At 60.5% G+C, this 17,069-nt stretch carries 19 protein-coding genes and 1 pseudogene; 19 read left to right on the forward strand and 1 reads right to left on the reverse strand.

The genetic code is table 11. The annotated features are described in order from the left end of the window. Positions 1-7: 7 nt before the first annotated feature. The 11 genes from ACR9ZC_RS15970 to ACR9ZC_RS16020 all read left to right on the forward strand — a co-directional run bounded on the left by ACR9ZC_RS15970 (position 8) and on the right by ACR9ZC_RS16020 (position 8,807). The gene (locus ACR9ZC_RS15970) at positions 8-1,351 is read left to right on the forward strand and encodes a tyrosine-type recombinase/integrase (protein ID WP_481581035.1); all 1,344 of its coding nucleotides are present in this window, start codon (positions 8-10) and stop codon (positions 1,349-1,351) included. Between the two features lie 424 nt (positions 1,352-1,775). Then, positions 1,776-2,081, forward strand: coding sequence for a hypothetical protein (locus ACR9ZC_RS15975; RefSeq protein WP_481581036.1), 306 nt, complete (start codon positions 1,776-1,778; stop codon positions 2,079-2,081). Positions 2,082-2,200: 119 nt separating this feature from the next. Beyond that, positions 2,201-4,234, forward strand: coding sequence for a phage/plasmid primase, P4 family (locus tag ACR9ZC_RS15980; protein ID WP_481581037.1), 2,034 nt, complete (start codon positions 2,201-2,203; stop codon positions 4,232-4,234). Between the two features lie 791 nt (positions 4,235-5,025). After that, complete coding sequence (locus tag ACR9ZC_RS15985) at positions 5,026-5,946, forward strand: hypothetical protein (RefSeq protein WP_481581038.1); 921 nt, start codon at positions 5,026-5,028, stop codon at positions 5,944-5,946. After that, positions 5,946-6,299, forward strand: coding sequence for a hypothetical protein (locus ACR9ZC_RS15990; RefSeq protein WP_481581039.1), 354 nt, complete (start codon positions 5,946-5,948; stop codon positions 6,297-6,299). Before ACR9ZC_RS15985 ends, ACR9ZC_RS15990 begins: the two co-directional genes overlap by 1 nt. Before the next feature lie 2 nt (positions 6,300-6,301). Continuing rightward, positions 6,302-6,481, forward strand: a complete 180-nt coding sequence (locus tag ACR9ZC_RS15995) for a hypothetical protein (RefSeq protein WP_481581040.1) — start codon at positions 6,302-6,304, stop codon at positions 6,479-6,481. A 583-nt stretch (positions 6,482-7,064) separates the two neighbouring features. Continuing rightward, positions 7,065-7,259, forward strand: coding sequence for a hypothetical protein (locus ACR9ZC_RS16000; RefSeq protein ID WP_481581041.1), 195 nt, complete (start codon positions 7,065-7,067; stop codon positions 7,257-7,259). Positions 7,260-7,263: 4 nt separating this feature from the next. Beyond that, on the forward strand, positions 7,264-7,764 hold the full coding sequence (locus ACR9ZC_RS16005) for a hypothetical protein (protein WP_481581042.1): 501 nt from the start codon (positions 7,264-7,266) through the stop codon (positions 7,762-7,764). Beyond that, positions 7,742-7,948: a hypothetical protein gene (locus ACR9ZC_RS16010; RefSeq protein WP_481581043.1), complete on the forward strand. Its 207-nt coding sequence runs from the start codon at positions 7,742-7,744 to the stop codon at positions 7,946-7,948. The genes ACR9ZC_RS16005 and ACR9ZC_RS16010 overlap by 23 nt, the downstream gene beginning before the upstream one ends. After that, complete coding sequence (locus ACR9ZC_RS16015; RefSeq protein ID WP_481581044.1) at positions 7,945-8,148, forward strand: hypothetical protein; 204 nt, start codon at positions 7,945-7,947, stop codon at positions 8,146-8,148. Before ACR9ZC_RS16010 ends, ACR9ZC_RS16015 begins: the two co-directional genes overlap by 4 nt. 50 nt (positions 8,149-8,198) lie before the next feature. After that, entirely contained in the window at positions 8,199-8,807 is a 609-nt protein-coding gene (locus ACR9ZC_RS16020) for a hypothetical protein (protein ID WP_481581045.1), read from the forward strand. Here the strand turns inward: ACR9ZC_RS16020 and ACR9ZC_RS16025 are convergent. Continuing rightward, positions 8,804-9,136: a helix-turn-helix domain-containing protein gene (locus tag ACR9ZC_RS16025; protein ID WP_481581046.1), complete on the reverse strand. Its 333-nt coding sequence runs from the start codon at positions 9,134-9,136 to the stop codon at positions 8,804-8,806. The genes ACR9ZC_RS16020 and ACR9ZC_RS16025 overlap by 4 nt on opposite strands. A 102-nt stretch (positions 9,137-9,238) precedes the next feature. Between ACR9ZC_RS16025 and ACR9ZC_RS16030 the strand changes: the two genes are divergently transcribed. The 8 genes and pseudogenes from ACR9ZC_RS16030 to ACR9ZC_RS16065 all read left to right on the forward strand — a co-directional run bounded on the left by ACR9ZC_RS16030 (position 9,239) and on the right by ACR9ZC_RS16065 (position 17,031). Next, entirely contained in the window at positions 9,239-9,694 is a 456-nt protein-coding gene (locus tag ACR9ZC_RS16030) for a hypothetical protein (protein WP_481581047.1), read from the forward strand. Positions 9,695-10,412: 718 nt separating this feature from the next. After that, positions 10,413-11,495 (forward strand): RelA/SpoT domain-containing protein, encoded by a 1,083-nt coding sequence (locus ACR9ZC_RS16035; RefSeq protein WP_481581048.1) that lies wholly within the window; start codon positions 10,413-10,415, stop codon positions 11,493-11,495. A gap of 176 nt (positions 11,496-11,671) precedes the next feature. Next, the gene (locus ACR9ZC_RS16040) at positions 11,672-12,544 is read left to right on the forward strand and encodes a hypothetical protein (RefSeq protein WP_481581049.1); all 873 of its coding nucleotides are present in this window, start codon (positions 11,672-11,674) and stop codon (positions 12,542-12,544) included. Positions 12,545-13,223: 679 nt separating this feature from the next. Further along, positions 13,224-13,559, forward strand: a complete 336-nt coding sequence (locus ACR9ZC_RS16045) for a helix-turn-helix domain-containing protein (protein ID WP_481581050.1) — start codon at positions 13,224-13,226, stop codon at positions 13,557-13,559. Beyond that, positions 13,552-14,799: a type II toxin-antitoxin system HipA family toxin gene (locus tag ACR9ZC_RS16050; RefSeq protein ID WP_481581051.1), complete on the forward strand. Its 1,248-nt coding sequence runs from the start codon at positions 13,552-13,554 to the stop codon at positions 14,797-14,799. Before ACR9ZC_RS16045 ends, ACR9ZC_RS16050 begins: the two co-directional genes overlap by 8 nt. A 207-nt stretch (positions 14,800-15,006) precedes the next feature. Continuing rightward, complete coding sequence (locus ACR9ZC_RS16055) at positions 15,007-15,429, forward strand: Arm DNA-binding domain-containing protein (RefSeq protein WP_481581052.1); 423 nt, start codon at positions 15,007-15,009, stop codon at positions 15,427-15,429. 110 nt (positions 15,430-15,539) lie between these two features. Beyond that, positions 15,540-16,103: pseudogene (locus ACR9ZC_RS16060) on the forward strand (nucleotidyl transferase AbiEii/AbiGii toxin family protein); the annotation flags it as partial. 289 nt (positions 16,104-16,392) lie between these two features. After that, positions 16,393-17,031 carry a cytochrome b/b6 domain-containing protein gene (locus tag ACR9ZC_RS16065; protein ID WP_481581053.1) on the forward strand — a complete coding sequence of 213 codons (639 nt, stop codon included), beginning with the start codon at positions 16,393-16,395 and terminating at the stop codon, positions 17,029-17,031. Positions 17,032-17,069 lie beyond the last annotated feature (38 nt).

Consider the following 17,069-nt stretch of genomic DNA (forward strand, 5'->3'; position numbering starts at 1 on the left):
GGGTACCTTGCTGACAGATACAGGGCTGCAGAAGCTCAAGCCCGCAGAGACGATTTACAAAAAGGGCGACCGCGATGGCCTGTATGTCGCCGTGCTGCCGAGCGGCACGCTATCGTTCCGCTACAACTACCGTTTAAACGGCCGAGGCGAGACGCTAGTCGTTGGCAGATACGACAAGAAACTCGCGAGCAAGCCGACGCGCGAACCCGATGCGCTCGAATACGGCATGGACGTGTCGCTGGCGGAAGCGCGCACCCTGCTGGACCGCGCCAGGCGCGACGTGGAGCGGGGCGTGTCACCATCGCGAGGGAAGGCAGAGAAGCGCACGGCTGAGGCCGATGCGCTCACGTTCGGCGGCTGGGCCGAAAACTATTTCGCGCACAAGGCTGATCCCAAGAGCGGCGCCGAGCAGCTGGCGGACAGCACCCTGGCGATGCGAAAGTCTGTCTACAAGCGCGCAATCGAACCGGTACTGTCAAAGCTACGGCTGGATGAGATAACGCCCGCTCGCTTGAAAGCGCTCTGCGACGACGTGAAGGACAAGCGCGGCCCCGCTGTGGCGATCCATGTCCGCGAGGTAACGCGAGCCATATTCGCGCACGCGCGCGCGAGTGGGCAGTCCGTCGAGAATCCGGCCGAAGCGATACGCGCATCCGCCATCGCAACGTTTGAGGCGCGCGACCGCGCATTGTCGCCGGCCGAAATTCGCACGTTCATGACGGCGCTGGAGCAGGTGGCCACGACGCCAACACTGCGGCTGGCGCTGAAGTTCGTTTTGCTGACTGGCGTTCGAAAAAGCGAATTCATCGACGCCGTGTGGGGCGAAGTCGATTTCGACGCCGAGCGATGGACCATTCCGGCCGAACGCATGAAGGCCGGCAAGGCTCACGTCGTGCCGTTGAGTGACCAGGCGCTGGACATTCTGACGACGCTTCGTTCGTGCTTCGGGGCGAGCAAATATCTGCATCCCGGCCGTTACGACCACGACCAGCCAATCAGTAACGCGACGCTAAATCGCGTCATCGACGCAGCCGTGGAGCGCATTCGAAAGGATGACCCGGAATTCAAGACGTTCGGCGTGCACGACCTGCGGCGGACATTCTCCACCGGCCTGAACCGTGCTAAGTTCGACGAGCGGTGGATTGAAATGTCCCTGGCGCACGCGCCACGAAACCGCATTGCAGCCGTCTATAACGTGAACCGCTACTTGTCAGAGCGGAAGATCATGCTGCAGTGCTGGGCCGACATGGTCGATGCATGGATGCGGGGCGAGTCTGCGCGCGAGATGATCGCCGACGCCAAGCGCCGTGCAGCCGAAGTCCACGAAGATGACCTGGACGACGACCTGTAAGCTGCGCACCCCCACATCAGAACCCGGCTTCGGTCGGGTTTTTTTATGCGGTTTCGTCTCTATCGTGAGTTCGCGTGATTCACGATGACGAGTTTGGAAATTCCGCATGGAGAAGTGAGCGACCCACTTCGAGAGAATCGACTCATGCAATCAAACTTAGTGGAGTCGCAAATCATGCGAAACGAAGTTCTCTCAGATGCGGAGCTTGGCCTGGAGGGTTTCATCCGTCAACGAAAGCTGCTTGGCGACCGAATTTTCCCGGCGTCGGCTGCAACCCTGTGGCGGCACGTAAAAGAAGGGAAGTTTCCGGCCCCCGTGAAACTTTCAATTGGCATCACAGCGTGGCGTGTCGCAGACGTGGTCGCGTGGCAGCGTGCGCGGTTGGAAAGCGCTGGCGCAAAATAAAGGGAGCGTCCACCTAACGATGAAAGCTCCCGAAAAGATACTGCGTGACGGCAGACAGTTTAGCACTCCTAAACAACGTGGGCGAAAGATTTCACGCGTCTCGCCGCGTAGCGATTACCCACTGTTCTGGCGTTTCGCATGCGCTCGAACTGCGGCGGATTTTTATCCTGCCGCCATCGCCCTCGCCGGCAAGCTGCTGAAGCGCGGCCAGGACGCCGCCGATATTGCTAGCGATATGGAGTTTCTGGCGCGTCGTGCTGGGTTCTCCGGCTTCGTGCTGCCTGTAGTGGCCGACTTGTCGCTTACGACGCGGGGCGCAGCATGAGCGCGCGCCACGAATACGCCGGCTGCATGCCGCAAGTCGCTACGCTGCTGCTGGGCGATCCGACCGAACGCAAGGCGCACGAACTGCGTTACGGCACGCGCGGCAGCCTATCCATCGACTTGGAAAGCGGCGTCTGGCACGACCACGAAGCCAACGCGGGCGGCGGCGTGCTGACGCTGATCGAACGCGAAACGGGCAAGGTAGGCCGCGCCGCCGTCGCATGGATGGAAGAAAACGGCATCGTCGCCGTAAATGACAACACGCCAGCGCCGCGTAAGCGCATCGTCGCGACATACGACTACGTGGACGCGGACGGCGTGCTGTTGTTCCAGGTGTGCCGCATGGAGCCGAAGGATTTCCGGCAGCGTCGCCCCGATGGCAGCGGCTGGTCCTGGTCGGTAAGGGGCGTTGAGCAAGTGCCCTATCGACTGCCGCAGATGCTGGAGCGCGCCGACGAAACCATTTTCATCGTGGAAGGCGAGAAAGACGCCGACAACCTTGCGGCGCGTGGCCTGTTGGCGACGTGTAACGCGGGCGGCGCGAATAAGTGGCGCGACGAACTGACGACGCACTTCAAGGGCCGTCACGTTGTGATCCTGCCCGACAATGACCACGCCGGCCGTGCGCATGCGCAGCTGGTGACAAGCAAGCTGCAGGGCATCGCAGCGTCCGCGCGCGTGCTGACGCTGCCGAATCTGCCGCACAAGGGCGACGTATCGGATTGGCTGGAAGCCGGCCACGGCGCCGACGAACTGCGCGCGATGGCCGAGCAGGCAAACGCGCTTGTTCCGGCGAACGATGACGCGCCGATACTCGATCCCAGCCAGATTAGCGAGGACGCGCTCGCACTGGTTTTCGAGCATCGCCACGCCGATGCGCTGCGCTACTGCCACACGGCGGGCGCGTGGTACGCGTGGACCGGTACCCGTTGGCAGAAGGAATCGACGCAGCTTGCCTTCGCCTGGGCGCGGCAAATCTGCCGCGACTTCGGCAACGCGCCGAAATTCGCTACGGCCCGCACGGCATCCGCTGTAGAGAAATTCGCCGCATCGTCGCGCCGCCTCGCTGTCACGTCCGAAGTGTGGGACAGTACGCCGTGGCTGATGGGCACGCCTGGCGGCACGGTGGACCTGCGCACCGGCGATCTGCGCCGAGCGATCCAGGACGACCACATTACGCGCCAGACGGCTACCGCGCCCGCTGCAACGGGCACTGTGCCACGCCGTTGGCTGGCGTTCCTGGAAGATGCCACGCGATGCGATGCAGACCTGATCCGATTCCTGCAGCAGATGGCCGGCTATTCCTTGACAGGCGACACGTCCGCACACGCGCTGTTCTTCATCTACGGCGCAGGCGGCAACGGAAAATCCGTTTTCCTCAATACGCTGACAGGCATCCTGGGCGAATACGCGCAAACGGCCGCAATGGACACGTTCACCGCTTCCGCGCACGACAAGCACCCCACTGACCTGGCGGGATTGAAGGGTGCGCGCCTTGTGAGTGCCAGCGAAACCGAGGACGGCCGCGCATGGGCCGAAACGCGGATCAAAAACATGACTGGTGGCGACCCGATCACTGCCCGTTTCATGCGGCGTGACTTCTTCACGTATCGCCCTGAATTCAAGCTGGTCATCGTGGGCAATCACAAGCCGCGCCTAAACAACGTGGACGATGCAACGAAGCGCCGTTTCAACATCATTCCGTTCATCCACAAACCGACTGCGCCGAACCCGGAGCTTGAGAAAGAGCTTCGCGACGAGTGGCCGGCCATTCTGCGATGGGCGATTGATGGCTGCCTAGACTGGCAGACCAACGGCCTAGTGCGCCCCGCCGTCGTCGTGGACGCCACGCGCGAATACTTCGAAGATCAGGACGTACTCGGGCAGTGGCTGGATGAATGCTGCGAACGTGAGCCACGACACAAGGACACAAGCGCCGAGCTATTCGCGAGCTGGAAGCGTTACGCGGAAGCGGCCGGGGAAAAGGCCGGCAACACCAAGACGTTCGGCGAAGCTATGCGCAAGCGTGGATTTGCGACCTGGCGGACGAATAGCTCGCGAGGATTTGAAGGTATCCGCGCGATCCCGCGTGCCGCCCCACATGACCCGCGTTTCCCCAACGATTGGGACACCGATTCAGGCCGACCGTTCTAGCGGCCAGCAAGCCCCACGCGTCCCGGCCTAGCGTCGGGTTTTCGCTTTAGTGACGGAAGTGACGCATCGGTGACGCATTCTCCAACTAATGCGTCACGCCGCGAAGCCTTATGCAGAAAGGGTTTCATGGATGCAGTGACGGATGTGACGGATGTTTGGGGGTATCCATACATACCGGGCGCACACGCGCACGCGCGCAGCAGCCGTCATATGGTAGAACCCGTCATATCCGTCACGTTTGCCCGTAGCATCGACCGGAAAGCCTTATCTGGATTGGGTTTGCGGGCGGTGACGCATGAGTGACGGATAGCCTGGCTGCCTGTCCGTGCGTCGCGTCGCGCGTCGTGACTGATCCGCCGTCGCATCGGCGAATCACGCAATAAAAAATCATGGCACGCGCGTGCCAAGCGTCGAATATGCGACGCAACGCCGGCAGTGTAATCAATTCCGTCTATGGGGCGAGGCGCTCACGGCGCAGCGCCCGGCTGCCTGGTCGGCTGGCTGCGTGACCGTGCATCGTCTGGCGTGGTACGACGACGGCGGCGTGATGTACGTGGGATGGCGACCTGCGTCTTGGTGGCTGGCGAGCACCCCCACCCCCCCATCGCGGGTCCCATTCGGGCCGTGCCGCCTGCGGGGGCAGCGTTCCCGCCCCGCCGGACAACTGCGTGCCCCAAAAATCACTTTCCAATTCCAATTCGTTGATAGCGCAACGAATGCAGAACCCACAAGAGGAAAATTGAGCGCGAACGCCGCAGAATTCTTCTAAACAACCGCAAACGAGCTAATACATGCAATCGAACCCTCTCCGTGAAATCTCCGAGGCCGCGAGCCGCGCGCTTGGCTGGCATGACCACTTTAGCGCTGGCATTGAAACGCCGCGCCGTACGCCGACGCCAGCCGTAGCATCTGGCGGAGTCGATCTGCTGCGCGCGCTTGACCTGGGCACAACGCCGGAGGGAGTCTATCGCCTGGATGCGCGCAAGGCTGGCGAGTCGCAGGCGCTTGATCCGCGCGCCGTCATCGAAGCCCACAGCCGATGCGTGGCCGCTGGTGCGAGGTTAATCGTAGCCGCACCCGCTCCAACGCCGCCGCTTGGCGATGGGATCGCGCTGTACCGGCAGGAAGCCCTTGTGCGCAGCACTGATCCGGCCGCTTTCGCAACGGTGGCTGACGGCGCAGCAGCAACCGATTCAGCACTGCCGTTTCACGACGCATCTTTCCAATGGCAAGACGCGCCGTCCATCGCGTTCAGCGCGACCATCACGCGCCCCCAGCACCGCGCTGTCGGCGGCGACCAGCTGCTGGACGATTTGATGATTTCCATCCTGGCGGGCCTCGGCGAAGCCGCAGACAAGGCTCTGCTGGCTGCCATTGCCGCGACCGCGCCTGCGGCGTTCTCGTTCGGCCTGGCTGCGGCGCGACACCTTACCTACGACAGCCTTCGAGCGCTCATCGGAACAAACGGAACTGGCGCAATCATCGCTGGTGACGGTTCGTTCCGCGCCAGCCCTGGCGTAAAGGCAGAGCTTACAGCCGTACACACCGACACGTTCATCGGCGCGTTCGGTCGAAGCGCCGTCGCTATTCGGCCGGAACTGCAGGTTCATTTTAAGCGGCTCGATGTGAACGGCTCGCAAGAAGTGACCGTGTTCGCGAACGTCCAGGCAATTATTCCCGATTCGGGCAGCTTCTGGACTGCTGCAGCCTGATGATCGGCCGCCTGCGCGGCCTGCTGGGCGGCCGAAAGCCCAGCGCAAGGCAGGCTAGCGACGAGCTGCCAGTCGAAGCCGCAACCGTGATCGCCGCCGCAGCCGTCGTGGATCGCGGCTCGGATGACGAAGGAAACCCGCGCGTGTTGGTGATGACGGCGCACGGGACGTTCCGCTATTCGTTCGATGGTGCGCGCGACTGGCTGCGGCAAACATTCCCCGCGCTGACGGACGCACAGATGGCTCGCGCCGTGAAGCTGCTGACCAGCCGCGTCACTGAACTTCAACGCGACGCCATCGCGGCGCCTGCTAAGCGCAGCGACTGGGCTAGTTGGAAGCCCTTGGAGATTTGAATATGGAACAGCAGAAAGTCTCACTGACAATCCCGCGCGACGTGCGCGAAAAGATCGAAGCCGAACGACGACAAATGAGCGAGCGGTTCGGCGCGGACCTTTCATTCAATCAATGCGCTACCGCTCTGCTGCGTCGCGCGCTGATGAGCGAGAAAACCGATTTCCTACCCGCTGCGGGTTAGCAGACGGCGCCACTCGCGGCGCGCCGGTTGGGGAAGTTCGCGAGCGTGGGGATGGGCACGCACCACGTCGATAAAACGCGGCCTGTTTCATTCGCCCTGGCAGACGGCCGGCAATGGTCTGCCGATACACACACAAACACGAACATGAGCACACGCACGACACTTACTGAAGTCGCCGACCAAGTTGGCGAAGCATCCGCGCTGCTGGCCCGCTATCGCACGCTACTGGCCGGTGCCGCAAACATCGACTCGCCGGTAGTTGCGCACGCAATCACTGACCTACGACGCACAGCGGCCGCCCTGGAATGCTCCGCAATCGGGCTGGCAACAGCACGGCGAGGTATGAGCCAATGAAAGCACTTCTTACCAAGCTATTTCGACGCCGCGCCAAGCCTGCGCAAGTACCCGAAACCGCAGTGCTGCCGGCGTCGGCACCAGCACCGCAACCGGCGTCGCCTGGCGGAAAACGCAAACGGAAATATAGCGGCTGCAAGCGGCGTCGCCCAGGACCGCCTGGCACAACGCGCATCGACCCTAACGGCCCGCTGCTCGAACAGGCCCGAGAAGCGAGAGGCATCAAGTAATGAGCGCCATCGATTCGGACAAGATTTTCGACCTGTTGGTGGCGGCAGCCAATACGGCCGATGCAATCGCCAGTGACAAACGGCTGTCGACAAATGACCGCGCGGTGGCGGCGTCGATTCGCGATGCTGCTAAAGCCTGGCGGCGGCCTGCGTTCGACAGATTCAGCGATTGGACACCACAACAGCAAGGGTGACGGCGTGAGCGCAATTCTCGATATGGAAGTATCGGACGCTGATCTGGCGGCTATGTTCAATATGACAACGCGCTGGGTGCGCCAGCGCGCCGAGGAAGGCGTGATTGTTCGCATCGGCCGTAACCGCTACGCGCTGGGCGACTCGGTGCAGGCGCTGATTGCCTACCAGACTGGCGGCGATATTGGCGAGGAAATCAATAAGGCGCGGCTGCGGAAGCTGAACGCCGATGCTACGCGCGCCGAACTGGAGCTGGCGAAGGAACGCGGCGCGGTCGCCCTAATTAGCGAATTCGAGCGCGCGCAGTCGGCGAGGTGCGCGGTTATCCAGCGGAACGTCCTTAACGTCGCCCAGCGAGCCGTGCTGCAGCTACTCGGCGAAACCAACGAAATGACTTTCAAGCAGAAGATGCGCGAAGAATTGACGCTTGCACTTAAGACCGCTGCCGAAACCGAACTAGACCTGACCGACGAGACCGACGACCATGCAGACACCGACGACGAATGAAGTCCTGGCATCCGCTAAGCGCGCCATACTGTTCCTGACGCCGCCGCGCGATACCGAAGTCGAGCGCACAGCCGCGCAATCAGCTGCCGAACGCGCCTTGCTGGATGCCGTTGTTCAGTTCATCCGCGCCGGCCGCGATGACCTGGCGCACCGTGCCGCCGAACTCGCAGCCGACTCACGATGAGTGCGGTACGTCTTCCGTTTGCTGTCGAGCACGGCGGCCGTGACGTGACGCGGCGTGATGGCGATGCGACGGACTGGGACGGCGTTGTGAAGCGGCTGCTGGGGCCTGTCGTGACGCCGGCCGACCGCGAGCGACGGCGGGCGGATGCGCTGGCGCTGGCGGCGGCTGCCATGCGGGCCGCTGGGGAGAAGCAGGGATAGGCCTTGTGCCGGCCTAGTCGCAACCCCCGGTGTAGTGGTATCAACCGGGGATGCTTGACGCAAAATGGCTTGATTTTTTCAAACTGCCGCTCAAGGCGACAATCGCGATTGCCATAACGAGCGGCGCGCTGCTTGCCCTGGTCCTTACTCACGTTCTGGACCTGGGTCCGATTGGTCCATTCGCGCTCCCCGTCCTCATTATCGTGGCGGTGGCTTCGGTGTCTTTGGGCATAGTGGGGGGCGTAGATGCGTTGCTTGCTCCCTACCGCGATAAGCGAAAACTGTCAGTACTGGAGCAGCGGCGCGCGATTCGGAAGAAAGAGGAAGACGAGCGGCAGGAGCACAGGCGCGTTAGCGTGCTGGGCAGGCTGAACCACCTGTCAAAGGAAGAAATCGACGTGGTGGCCGATGCGCTTCGCAAGGGCTCGCCAACGTTCTACACCTACGTGTTCAGCCCGCCCGTGGGCATCATGCAGGGCAAGGGTCTGGTATGGTCACCTGGCGGCACTCACCACCAGGATTACTACCCGTTCAGCTTCCATGACTTCGTTTGGGATGCGCTGCTGGAGCGCAAAGACGAGTTCTTAGCGAAGGACGCGGAGCACAAAAAAGCCGAGGAAGAACGGAAGAAAGCCGAGCGCCAACGTCGCGGCTACTAGCCGGCCATCGCCGCCGCTGCGCGTCGAATCCGTTTCCTGGCAGCGTCCGCCGCACGCAGCACTGGCGCGCCGTTCACGACGCGCGCCGGCAGGGCATACAGGCCGCCTTCGATCCGCTCCAATACGCCGCGCCTGGCGAGCGCCCGCAGTTTCCTGATGACGGTTGGCCGCGGCATGCCCGCATAGTCCGCCAGCTTACTGGCGTTCATCGGCCGCCCTTCCGCTTGGCCGACGAACACGGCGGCGAGCAATACCAGTTCATCTGCGCGTGCGCCGAACCGTTTGTGCCCCAGGTACGCCGCGCCGAACGCTCGCAGCACGTCGAGCATGGCGACCGCGATTACCGCACGGTGGTGCGCCTGATGGATTTTTTGCGTCACGTATTCACGTCCGTGAATTAAGTCTTTGATTTTTCAAGGAAATTTGTTGATATGGGCTGCGTCGGCTTGTATCATGTCGTCTCATTAGGGCGATGCGAACAGACCATGCAACTACCGAACAGCGTTCAGGAGATAGCCGAAGTGATAGGGCGTGAACGCGCGTTGTATCTCATTGGGCAACTGCCGCGATACGTCGGCGGTGCGAACGGCAAGAAATCGTCACGCGTCATCTTGTACGTGCCGACGGTGCAGCGCCTGCGGAACGATCATGATCTGGTGCGCATCTTGGGACGCGACGACGCCGAAGCGCTTTGCCGCGAGTTCGGCGGCCAAAACCTGAACCCACCAAACTGCAGCGAGGTTTACCGCCGATACCGCGACCAGCAAATGGCGCGCATGGTCGGCGATATGGTGGGCGAGGGATTGCCAAACGGGTACGCCGTCGCGCAGGTAGCAAGCCTGTTCGATGTGTCAGGACGCACGGTGCGCAACGCCATCGGGGCCTGATGGTATATCTGATGGTATGGCGATGCGCGACACTTAGGAAACCCAATAGCCACGCGGGTTTTCAGGTCCAATTCATTATCGAATGGGAGTAGGGGCTCTTGAAATTCACTTTTGAATCAAGTACTTATGATGGTCGATAAATCACGCGTGCCCGATTCTAAATTGCCGGGCGTGGTCGGTAAGTCATTGCCTTATATGGGAATTATTTGCCTTCATCTGCGCCAGCGTGGAGCCCGAGTAACCGCGATTTGACGGTATTCCTGACGGTATACGCGGGCGACATGCGTAGAGGCTTGTTTGATACCGGCAGCGGCGTTGACGGTATTTGTGACGGTATCGGTAAGCGGTGGGATAGACGCTGGGTGCCGCGTTCGGGAGACTGCAGAAGAGTTGAATTGCCGTGGTGCCCGGACCCCGGGCTGGATGTCAACCGGCGGGCGGTCAGGATTGCTATGCAATGGGGACTTCTCGCGCGCGCCGCGTGTAAACGGTGTTTGGGCGCAGGCGGAAACCGGCCAGAAGGCGACCTTCGTTCGCTGCGTCGCTATGACATTCAGGCGGCAGTTCCACTTCGCAAGCGGTCATTCGAACGCCGAGAGCCTGTTTCGTGTTATCGGCCGACTGCGATCACTGGGCTGAGCGCTGGCGAAAGGCCGCAATAGGTTGCGCTGAAGTCGTTTATCATTTCGAGCTTTTGTGTAAATCGAAGAGATCAGCGATGGCCAACTACGCACGACCACTGAACAACGCGGCAGAAGTCAACCGTGCGGCTAGGGTTCTCGTCGCCAATGAGGATCAGGGTCTTCCATACGACCAACAAGCTTTGGCCATCGTCAACAATTGGCGGAGCGCGCACGACTATCCGCTCAACAGCATTCACATGACCATGAAGGGTCGAGCAAAGCGAATCTTAGGTGGCAACGCTCAGGTGCTTTCCGCGCAGCGCATCAAACGGCTCGATTCGATCTTGCTGAAGTTGCACGACCGAGAGCAAATGAAGATGTCGCAAATGCAAGACATCGGAGGCTGCCGCGTGATCCTCCCGAACATTAGGCATGTATACGAACTGCGAGACAAGTATCTGAACGATCCGGTCGTGCACGATTTGCTAACGCCGAAAGATTACGTCGCCGAGCCGGTCCCGGACACCGGCTATCGGAGCGTGCACCTCAAGTTCCGCTTTCAAGGCCGTGGAGCGTCGGAATCTTGGAACGGCCTGAAGGTTGAGCTGCAGATCAGAACGCTCGCGCAGCACCGCTGGGCTACAGCAGTTGAGGCCGCAGGAACGTTGCGCGGGCAGCTTTTCAAATCGCGTCGCGGCGATCAAGCCTGGCTTCGCTTCTTTCATCTAGCAAGCGCGGCGTATGCGCATCGAGAGCGGACGGCGCCGGTGCCGAACGCGCCCGAGGAACCGGACCGCATCATTGAAGAACTCGGCGCCCTTGACGCTGAACATCATATTATTCGAACGATGGGCGGTTACTCACAACTTATCCGGCAGTTCGACAAGAAGCGCGGCGCCTATTACTACGTGATGCATCTCGACCCACAGAACAACAGCATTAACGTATGGGAGTATCGGAAAGATGAAGCCGGAGAATCAGCGGAGCACTTGGAACGACTTGAGCAAGAAGTAGCCAAGCCCGCGCAAGTCGTGCGAGTGTCCGTATCTTCTTTGTCTCATCTGAAGCGGGCCTACCCAAATTACTTCCTCGACACGAGTAATTTCCTCAGAGACGTGCAGGCGACCATCAACGGTGAAGCGGTCACGAAGCGCGTTAGGACGCGGGCGGCAAGTTAGCGACTTTCGGACCTAGCACCGGCGCGAGCCGAAGCTTAGCAGTAGCTCCTGATAAAATCGCTCGGAGATGAAAAGGATTGTCAATGTCTAGCTTACTGTTGGCGAAACCGACGCAAGTCGCACGGCAAGGTCGTGCCCAGAACCCTATCAATGGTAGCGACTCCGAATCGTACGCTATGGCGAAGATCATCTTGGCTTGTCGTGGAGAGGGACATTGGGCTTCAAGAGAGGAAGATAATTCGAAGATCGATATGTTCTTCTCGGCGACGCATCCTTGGTACCCAAGAGAGCGTCTCGTTGTTCTCTCGCAAGTCAAATCCGGGCCAACCTATGGTGAGCCCCTTCATCAGGGCTTTAAGCTGAAAACTGCGGCAAAAATTGCAGCGATCAGGACCAGTCACGGAGTTTGCGTCGCGTGGGTTGATCGAGATGCCAATCAGATTTATTGGGCATATGTCCACCCCACGACGACGATTCGCTCACAAGAATATGGAGCCTACCATCGCGTTACCCCAGCGATGATTTACGACTTGGCTAGATGTGCTTCCGTCAAGCGGCCGGGGAACACAGGCGGGCGTGGAATTATTGTGCGGCGGAGAAATTCGTCGTTACCGGAGCGGCGAAAACGCGTGCATGCTGCCTATCGGCAGTTTGCAAAAATTCTCAGTCCAGCAATTGGAACGATAGAGCTGACGCGGCTCGGTTGGCGGCACATGTTTCGAAGCGGAAGGCGAAATGAAAGTAAATCAACAAGTATGGACATCATTCCATACCTCGGAAAGCTCTTAAAGCAATCTCCATCTACACATGCCATCACTGAACATAAAACTTTCAATTCGGGTGGCTACACGTATCGGGTCTGCGAGCATTTGATGAAGTACAATCAAGTAAAGATTCAGGACGCGCCCGCATCACCACTTGAAGATGTTGTTACACATATTCGTGCGATAGAGGAGATTCGCTATCCGGAAAACTGGGAAAGCAACGTCATGCTTTCTCAACTCATCGAGCGACGCGTTGTCCTGCGTTCCGCTTATTACAAGCGGTGAAGTGGCGACGGGCTGCCAGCACCTGCTTCAACGATCTGCCGATAAATCGATCATCTGATTTCGGCACGTCTTAGACGTTGCTGATAGCGTACTGGGCGCGGACTTGCATGATTTATACATTTCGTTGCACACAACCCGCCGCCGCCGACATTTGAGCGCAAAATCGAACACCTCGCAAGACCAAATTGCGAGTGACCGCTGTCCGTGCCTAGATTTGCAGCCGCCCCCGCAGATTCCGCCCCCGATCGACCGTCGGCTAGGAGGCCGACTACCTGTCCGCGACGAACTCCCGGGGAGCGACCGCGGTACTTCGAAACTCGACAGTCGGGCCGCTAGCGGCTAACCGGCCGCTTCGGGTCGATAAGACCCGTCCGTCTTTCGACTGAGCGGTCCGTTTCCTCAATTCCGGCGCACTAGCGGTCTTTGCTGTGCAAAAGACGGCAGGCGAGGCATCGGCGGGCGCCCCTGCGGCCTCGTGAGGGCGGCGGGTCAACGGCGATCCCGCTGCGGCGCTCCTGCCCGTTGACTGCACGCGGCTCGTGATCAAACGCGCACTCGCCGTGATCTCCGATCCTCGTCCGCACTGCGTCGCGCCGCTCAGCAATTCGGATGGGCTGGTGACCACTAATGTCATCTTCATGGTACATTAACGGCGGTAGCGACTTACGAAGATAGCAAGATGCCAACCCCTCACGCTCCTTCCATCGGCGTCCGACGGGCGCTCCGCAAATTGGGTGCCGATATTCACGACGCGCGTCGTCGCCGCAGGCTGACCATGGCGGTGATTGCCGAGCGGGCTTTCACGTCGAGAGCGACTCTGCAGCGCGTCGAGGCGGGTGATCCGAGCGTGAGCATCGGTATCTATGCAGCCGTGCTGTTGGCACTTGGGCTTCTAGGTGGACTAGAGGAGGTCGCCGACACTGCCCACGATACGGTGGGGCAGTCGCTGGCGACCGCGGCGTTGCCTCAGCGCGTCCGGCTGCCCCGTGGCAGGGGGAAGGGTAACCATGGCTGATGTCGAGGTATATATCGATCTCGACGGCACGCCGCGGCCGGTGGGGCTGCTCAGGCGCCATGCGTCGCGTCGAGAAGAAACAGTCACGTTCGAATATGACGAGACCTGGCTGGCGGACGTTGAGCGCTTTTCGATCGAGCCGGCGCTGACGTTGACGCGTGGTGTCTTTCCGCCGCCGCCTGACCAACCTGTTTTTGGTTCGATCGGCGATTCGGCTCCGGATACCTGGGGGCGCCGCCTCATGCAGCGTGCGGAGCGTCGCCAAGCCGAACGGGAAGGGCGGCGCGTGCGGACGCTCGGCGAACTCGACTATCTGCTGGGCGTAGCTGATGAAACTCGCCTTGGCGCGCTGCGGTTCCGCTGGAGCGGAGAAGACAACTTCCGATCGCCCGTCCCCGCAGGGGTCCCCGCCCTGGTCGAATTGGGGCGCCTGCTGCAGATCACCGATCGAATCCTGCGTGACGAAGAAACCGATGAGGACTTACAACTGATCTTCGCTCCCGGGTCATCGCTCGGTGGCGCGCGTCCCAAGGCATCGGTCATCGACCAGCACGGCCATCTGTCGATTGCCAAGTTTCCGAAGGAGACCGACGACTACAGCATCGAGACCTGGGAGGAAATCGCTCTGCGATTGGCTGAGCGCGCCGGTATTCCCACCCCGCATCACGAGCTGCTCGAAATAGCGGGCAACGCCGTTCTGCTGTCGCGTCGCTTCGATCGTGCAGGGGGAATTCGGATCCCCTTTCTCTCGGCCATGTCGATGACGGGATCGCGGGACGGCCAACGCGGTAGCTATCCAGAACTGGTTGACGCACTGACACAACACGGAGCGAACGCGCGGGCCGATGCTGCGCAGTTGTATCGCCGCGTGTCCTTCAATGTACTGGTCTCAAACGTCGATGATCATCTGAGGAACCACGGCTTCCTGTGGGCGGGACACGATGGCTGGATATTGTCACCGGCCTATGACCTCAATCCCACGCCAACCGATGTCAAGGCGCGCATCCTCACGACCAATATCGATCTCGACGAGGGAACGTGTTCGGTTGGCCTCTTGGAAAACGCCGCGGAGTTTTTTGGTTTGTCGCTGAAACAGGCTCGGGCGACGATCCGGGAAGTGGCCAACGTGACCAGGACGTGGCAATCGGTTGCTGAGGAAGTCGGTTGCAGGCGCGCAGAGATCGCTCGCATGGCAAGTGCTTTTGAGCACGACGACCTTTGCGCTGCATTACGGTTGTGACGGTATCGAGGGGCGCGTTCGAACGAGCCTGACGGTATCAGCGACGGTACAGCGTTCACAAATCGTCCTGAGACAGCTAGTGCTCGCGATTTTTTCAAACAAGGCGGGCGCTGATCCTCTGGTGTGTTCCGACAACAGCCGTCAACTGCATCGAGGGCTCGTGGTTGGTGACGGTAAAAAGTGTACCGACCACGAGCACGAGAAACGATGCTCACCGAATTTGTACTCCGCAACCTTAAACCCCGCACCGCCCCGTACAAGATCCCCGACCGCGACGGCATGTACGTCGGAGTCTCTCCGGCGGGCACCATTTCCTTTCGATACGACTATCGCATTAACGGGCGGCGCGAAACGCTGATAATTGGCCGCTATGGTCGAGGTGGCATCTCGGTTGGCGTTGGCGCGGGAAAAACCGATGGACGCCCTGTCGTGCCGTCCGTGAAGGCAGGTCTCCGCCAGTGGAAAAACAGAGGGAAAAGCAGTAGCGCGCCGTGGCAAAGACCTTTGGTGAACCGGCTGCCAGCTGGCTTGACAGCGCCAGAATGGCGGACACGACGCGGTCCGTGCGCAAGGGCATCGTTGTGCGCGATATCCTGCCGGCCTTTAAAGGAAGGCTGCTTTGTGAGGTGACCGCTGATGATCTGCGAGCGCTGCGTGCGAGTTAAAAGGCGTGGTGTGACATTTCAGTGAGAAGTGGCATTTCAGCGTTCGCTGAAACTGGCGGGTTTATTGAAATTACACTCGGCAACGGCGAGTACGCCACCTTGATCGGCGCGCTTCAAGGCCATGGATACGCCCAGCGCGAGGGGCTTCGGCGTTTCCAACTGTTACGTCAGGTTGCCGCACGAGATGGCGGGGAAGCAATCGACGTCGTAGTCGATTTTTTGATGCCCCGCGACGCCGAAATCGTCAAGAACGATCCGCCCCTGATCAGCGACTTTGCTGTGCAGCGGGCGGATGGCGCCGATCTGGCGATGCGGTTCTATCAGCTTGTGGCAGTGGCAGGGCCGATGCCGGACGGAGGGACGAACCGTGTAGAGATCGCGGTGTGCTCGATCCCTGCTTTGCTCGCGATGAAGGGCCATGCACTGGCGGGCCGTTACAAGCAGAAGGACGCCTACGATATCTATTACTGCGTGCGGAACTACCCCGATGGGATCGACGCGCTGGCACGGGAATGCCGGCCGCTGCTGGGGCATGCAAGCGGCGAAACCGGCTTCCGGTACATCGGCGAGAAGTTCGACACCTTCGAGGGATACGGGCCTACCTGCGTGAGATGCAACGTCACACGACAGCGCGCTTTGATGAAATAGCGAAGCGGGCATTGATCCTCTATTCTGATGACATCTTCCCTGCGCTGATTACGTGGCGGCGATAGAAGCGGCGATATCGCATCCAAAAGAGAACTCTGCGCGTATAGCGCCTAAAAGCAGCACGCACAGACAGCGCGTGTCCGTGCTAAGGCTCAGTGCCGGTCGAGCCGACCTCGAAAAGGAGCGGTTCGGCGAAGAGTTTTTCGCTGCCTGCCTAAATGGTGCGCTTGGCTCGAGCGAGGCCGGCATACCGTTGCAGCACACGATGGAGGTCCGCATCATGGCAACCTCGCAAGCCCGTGGCAAGCCGCAGCGGGCGCCCGTGCAACGGGGCACGCTCGTGCATCCGCTTTGGGTCCGCGTCACTCATTGGCTGAATGCCATCGCGGCAATCCTCATGATGCTCTCAGGATGGCAAATCTACGATGCGTCACCGGTCTTTTCGGGGTTCATGTTCCCGATGCCCGTCACGCTCGGCGGCTGGCTCGCGGGCGCGTTGCAGTGGCACTTCGCCGCGATGTGGCTCCTCCTCGCCAACGGCATCGTCTATCTCGCCCTCGGCATCGTCACCGGGCGTTTTTTCTCAAAATTCTTCCCCCTATCGCCGCGCGCCGTCTTTGGCGATCTCGTGCTGGCGCTCAAGGGCAGACTCTCCCATGCGGACCTCTCTCGATACAACGCGGTGCAGAGGCTCGCCTACGTCGCCGTCATTGTGGACCTCGTCGTTCTCGTCCTTTCAGGTCTCGCGATCTGGAAATCGGTGCAGTTTCCATTGCTACGCGACATGATGGGCGGCTACGACTCCGCGCGCGTCGTACATTTTTGTGCGATGGCCTTCCTGGCGGCGTTTCTCGTCGTCCATATCGTGATGGTTGCACTTGTGCCACGCTCGCTGATTGCAATGCTCCGCGGCCGATAGAGCGTGATCGTCTCGACGCTACTGAACCGGAGGCATCA

It is taken from the genome of Trinickia sp. HAY1-2D, assembly GCF_056754935.1.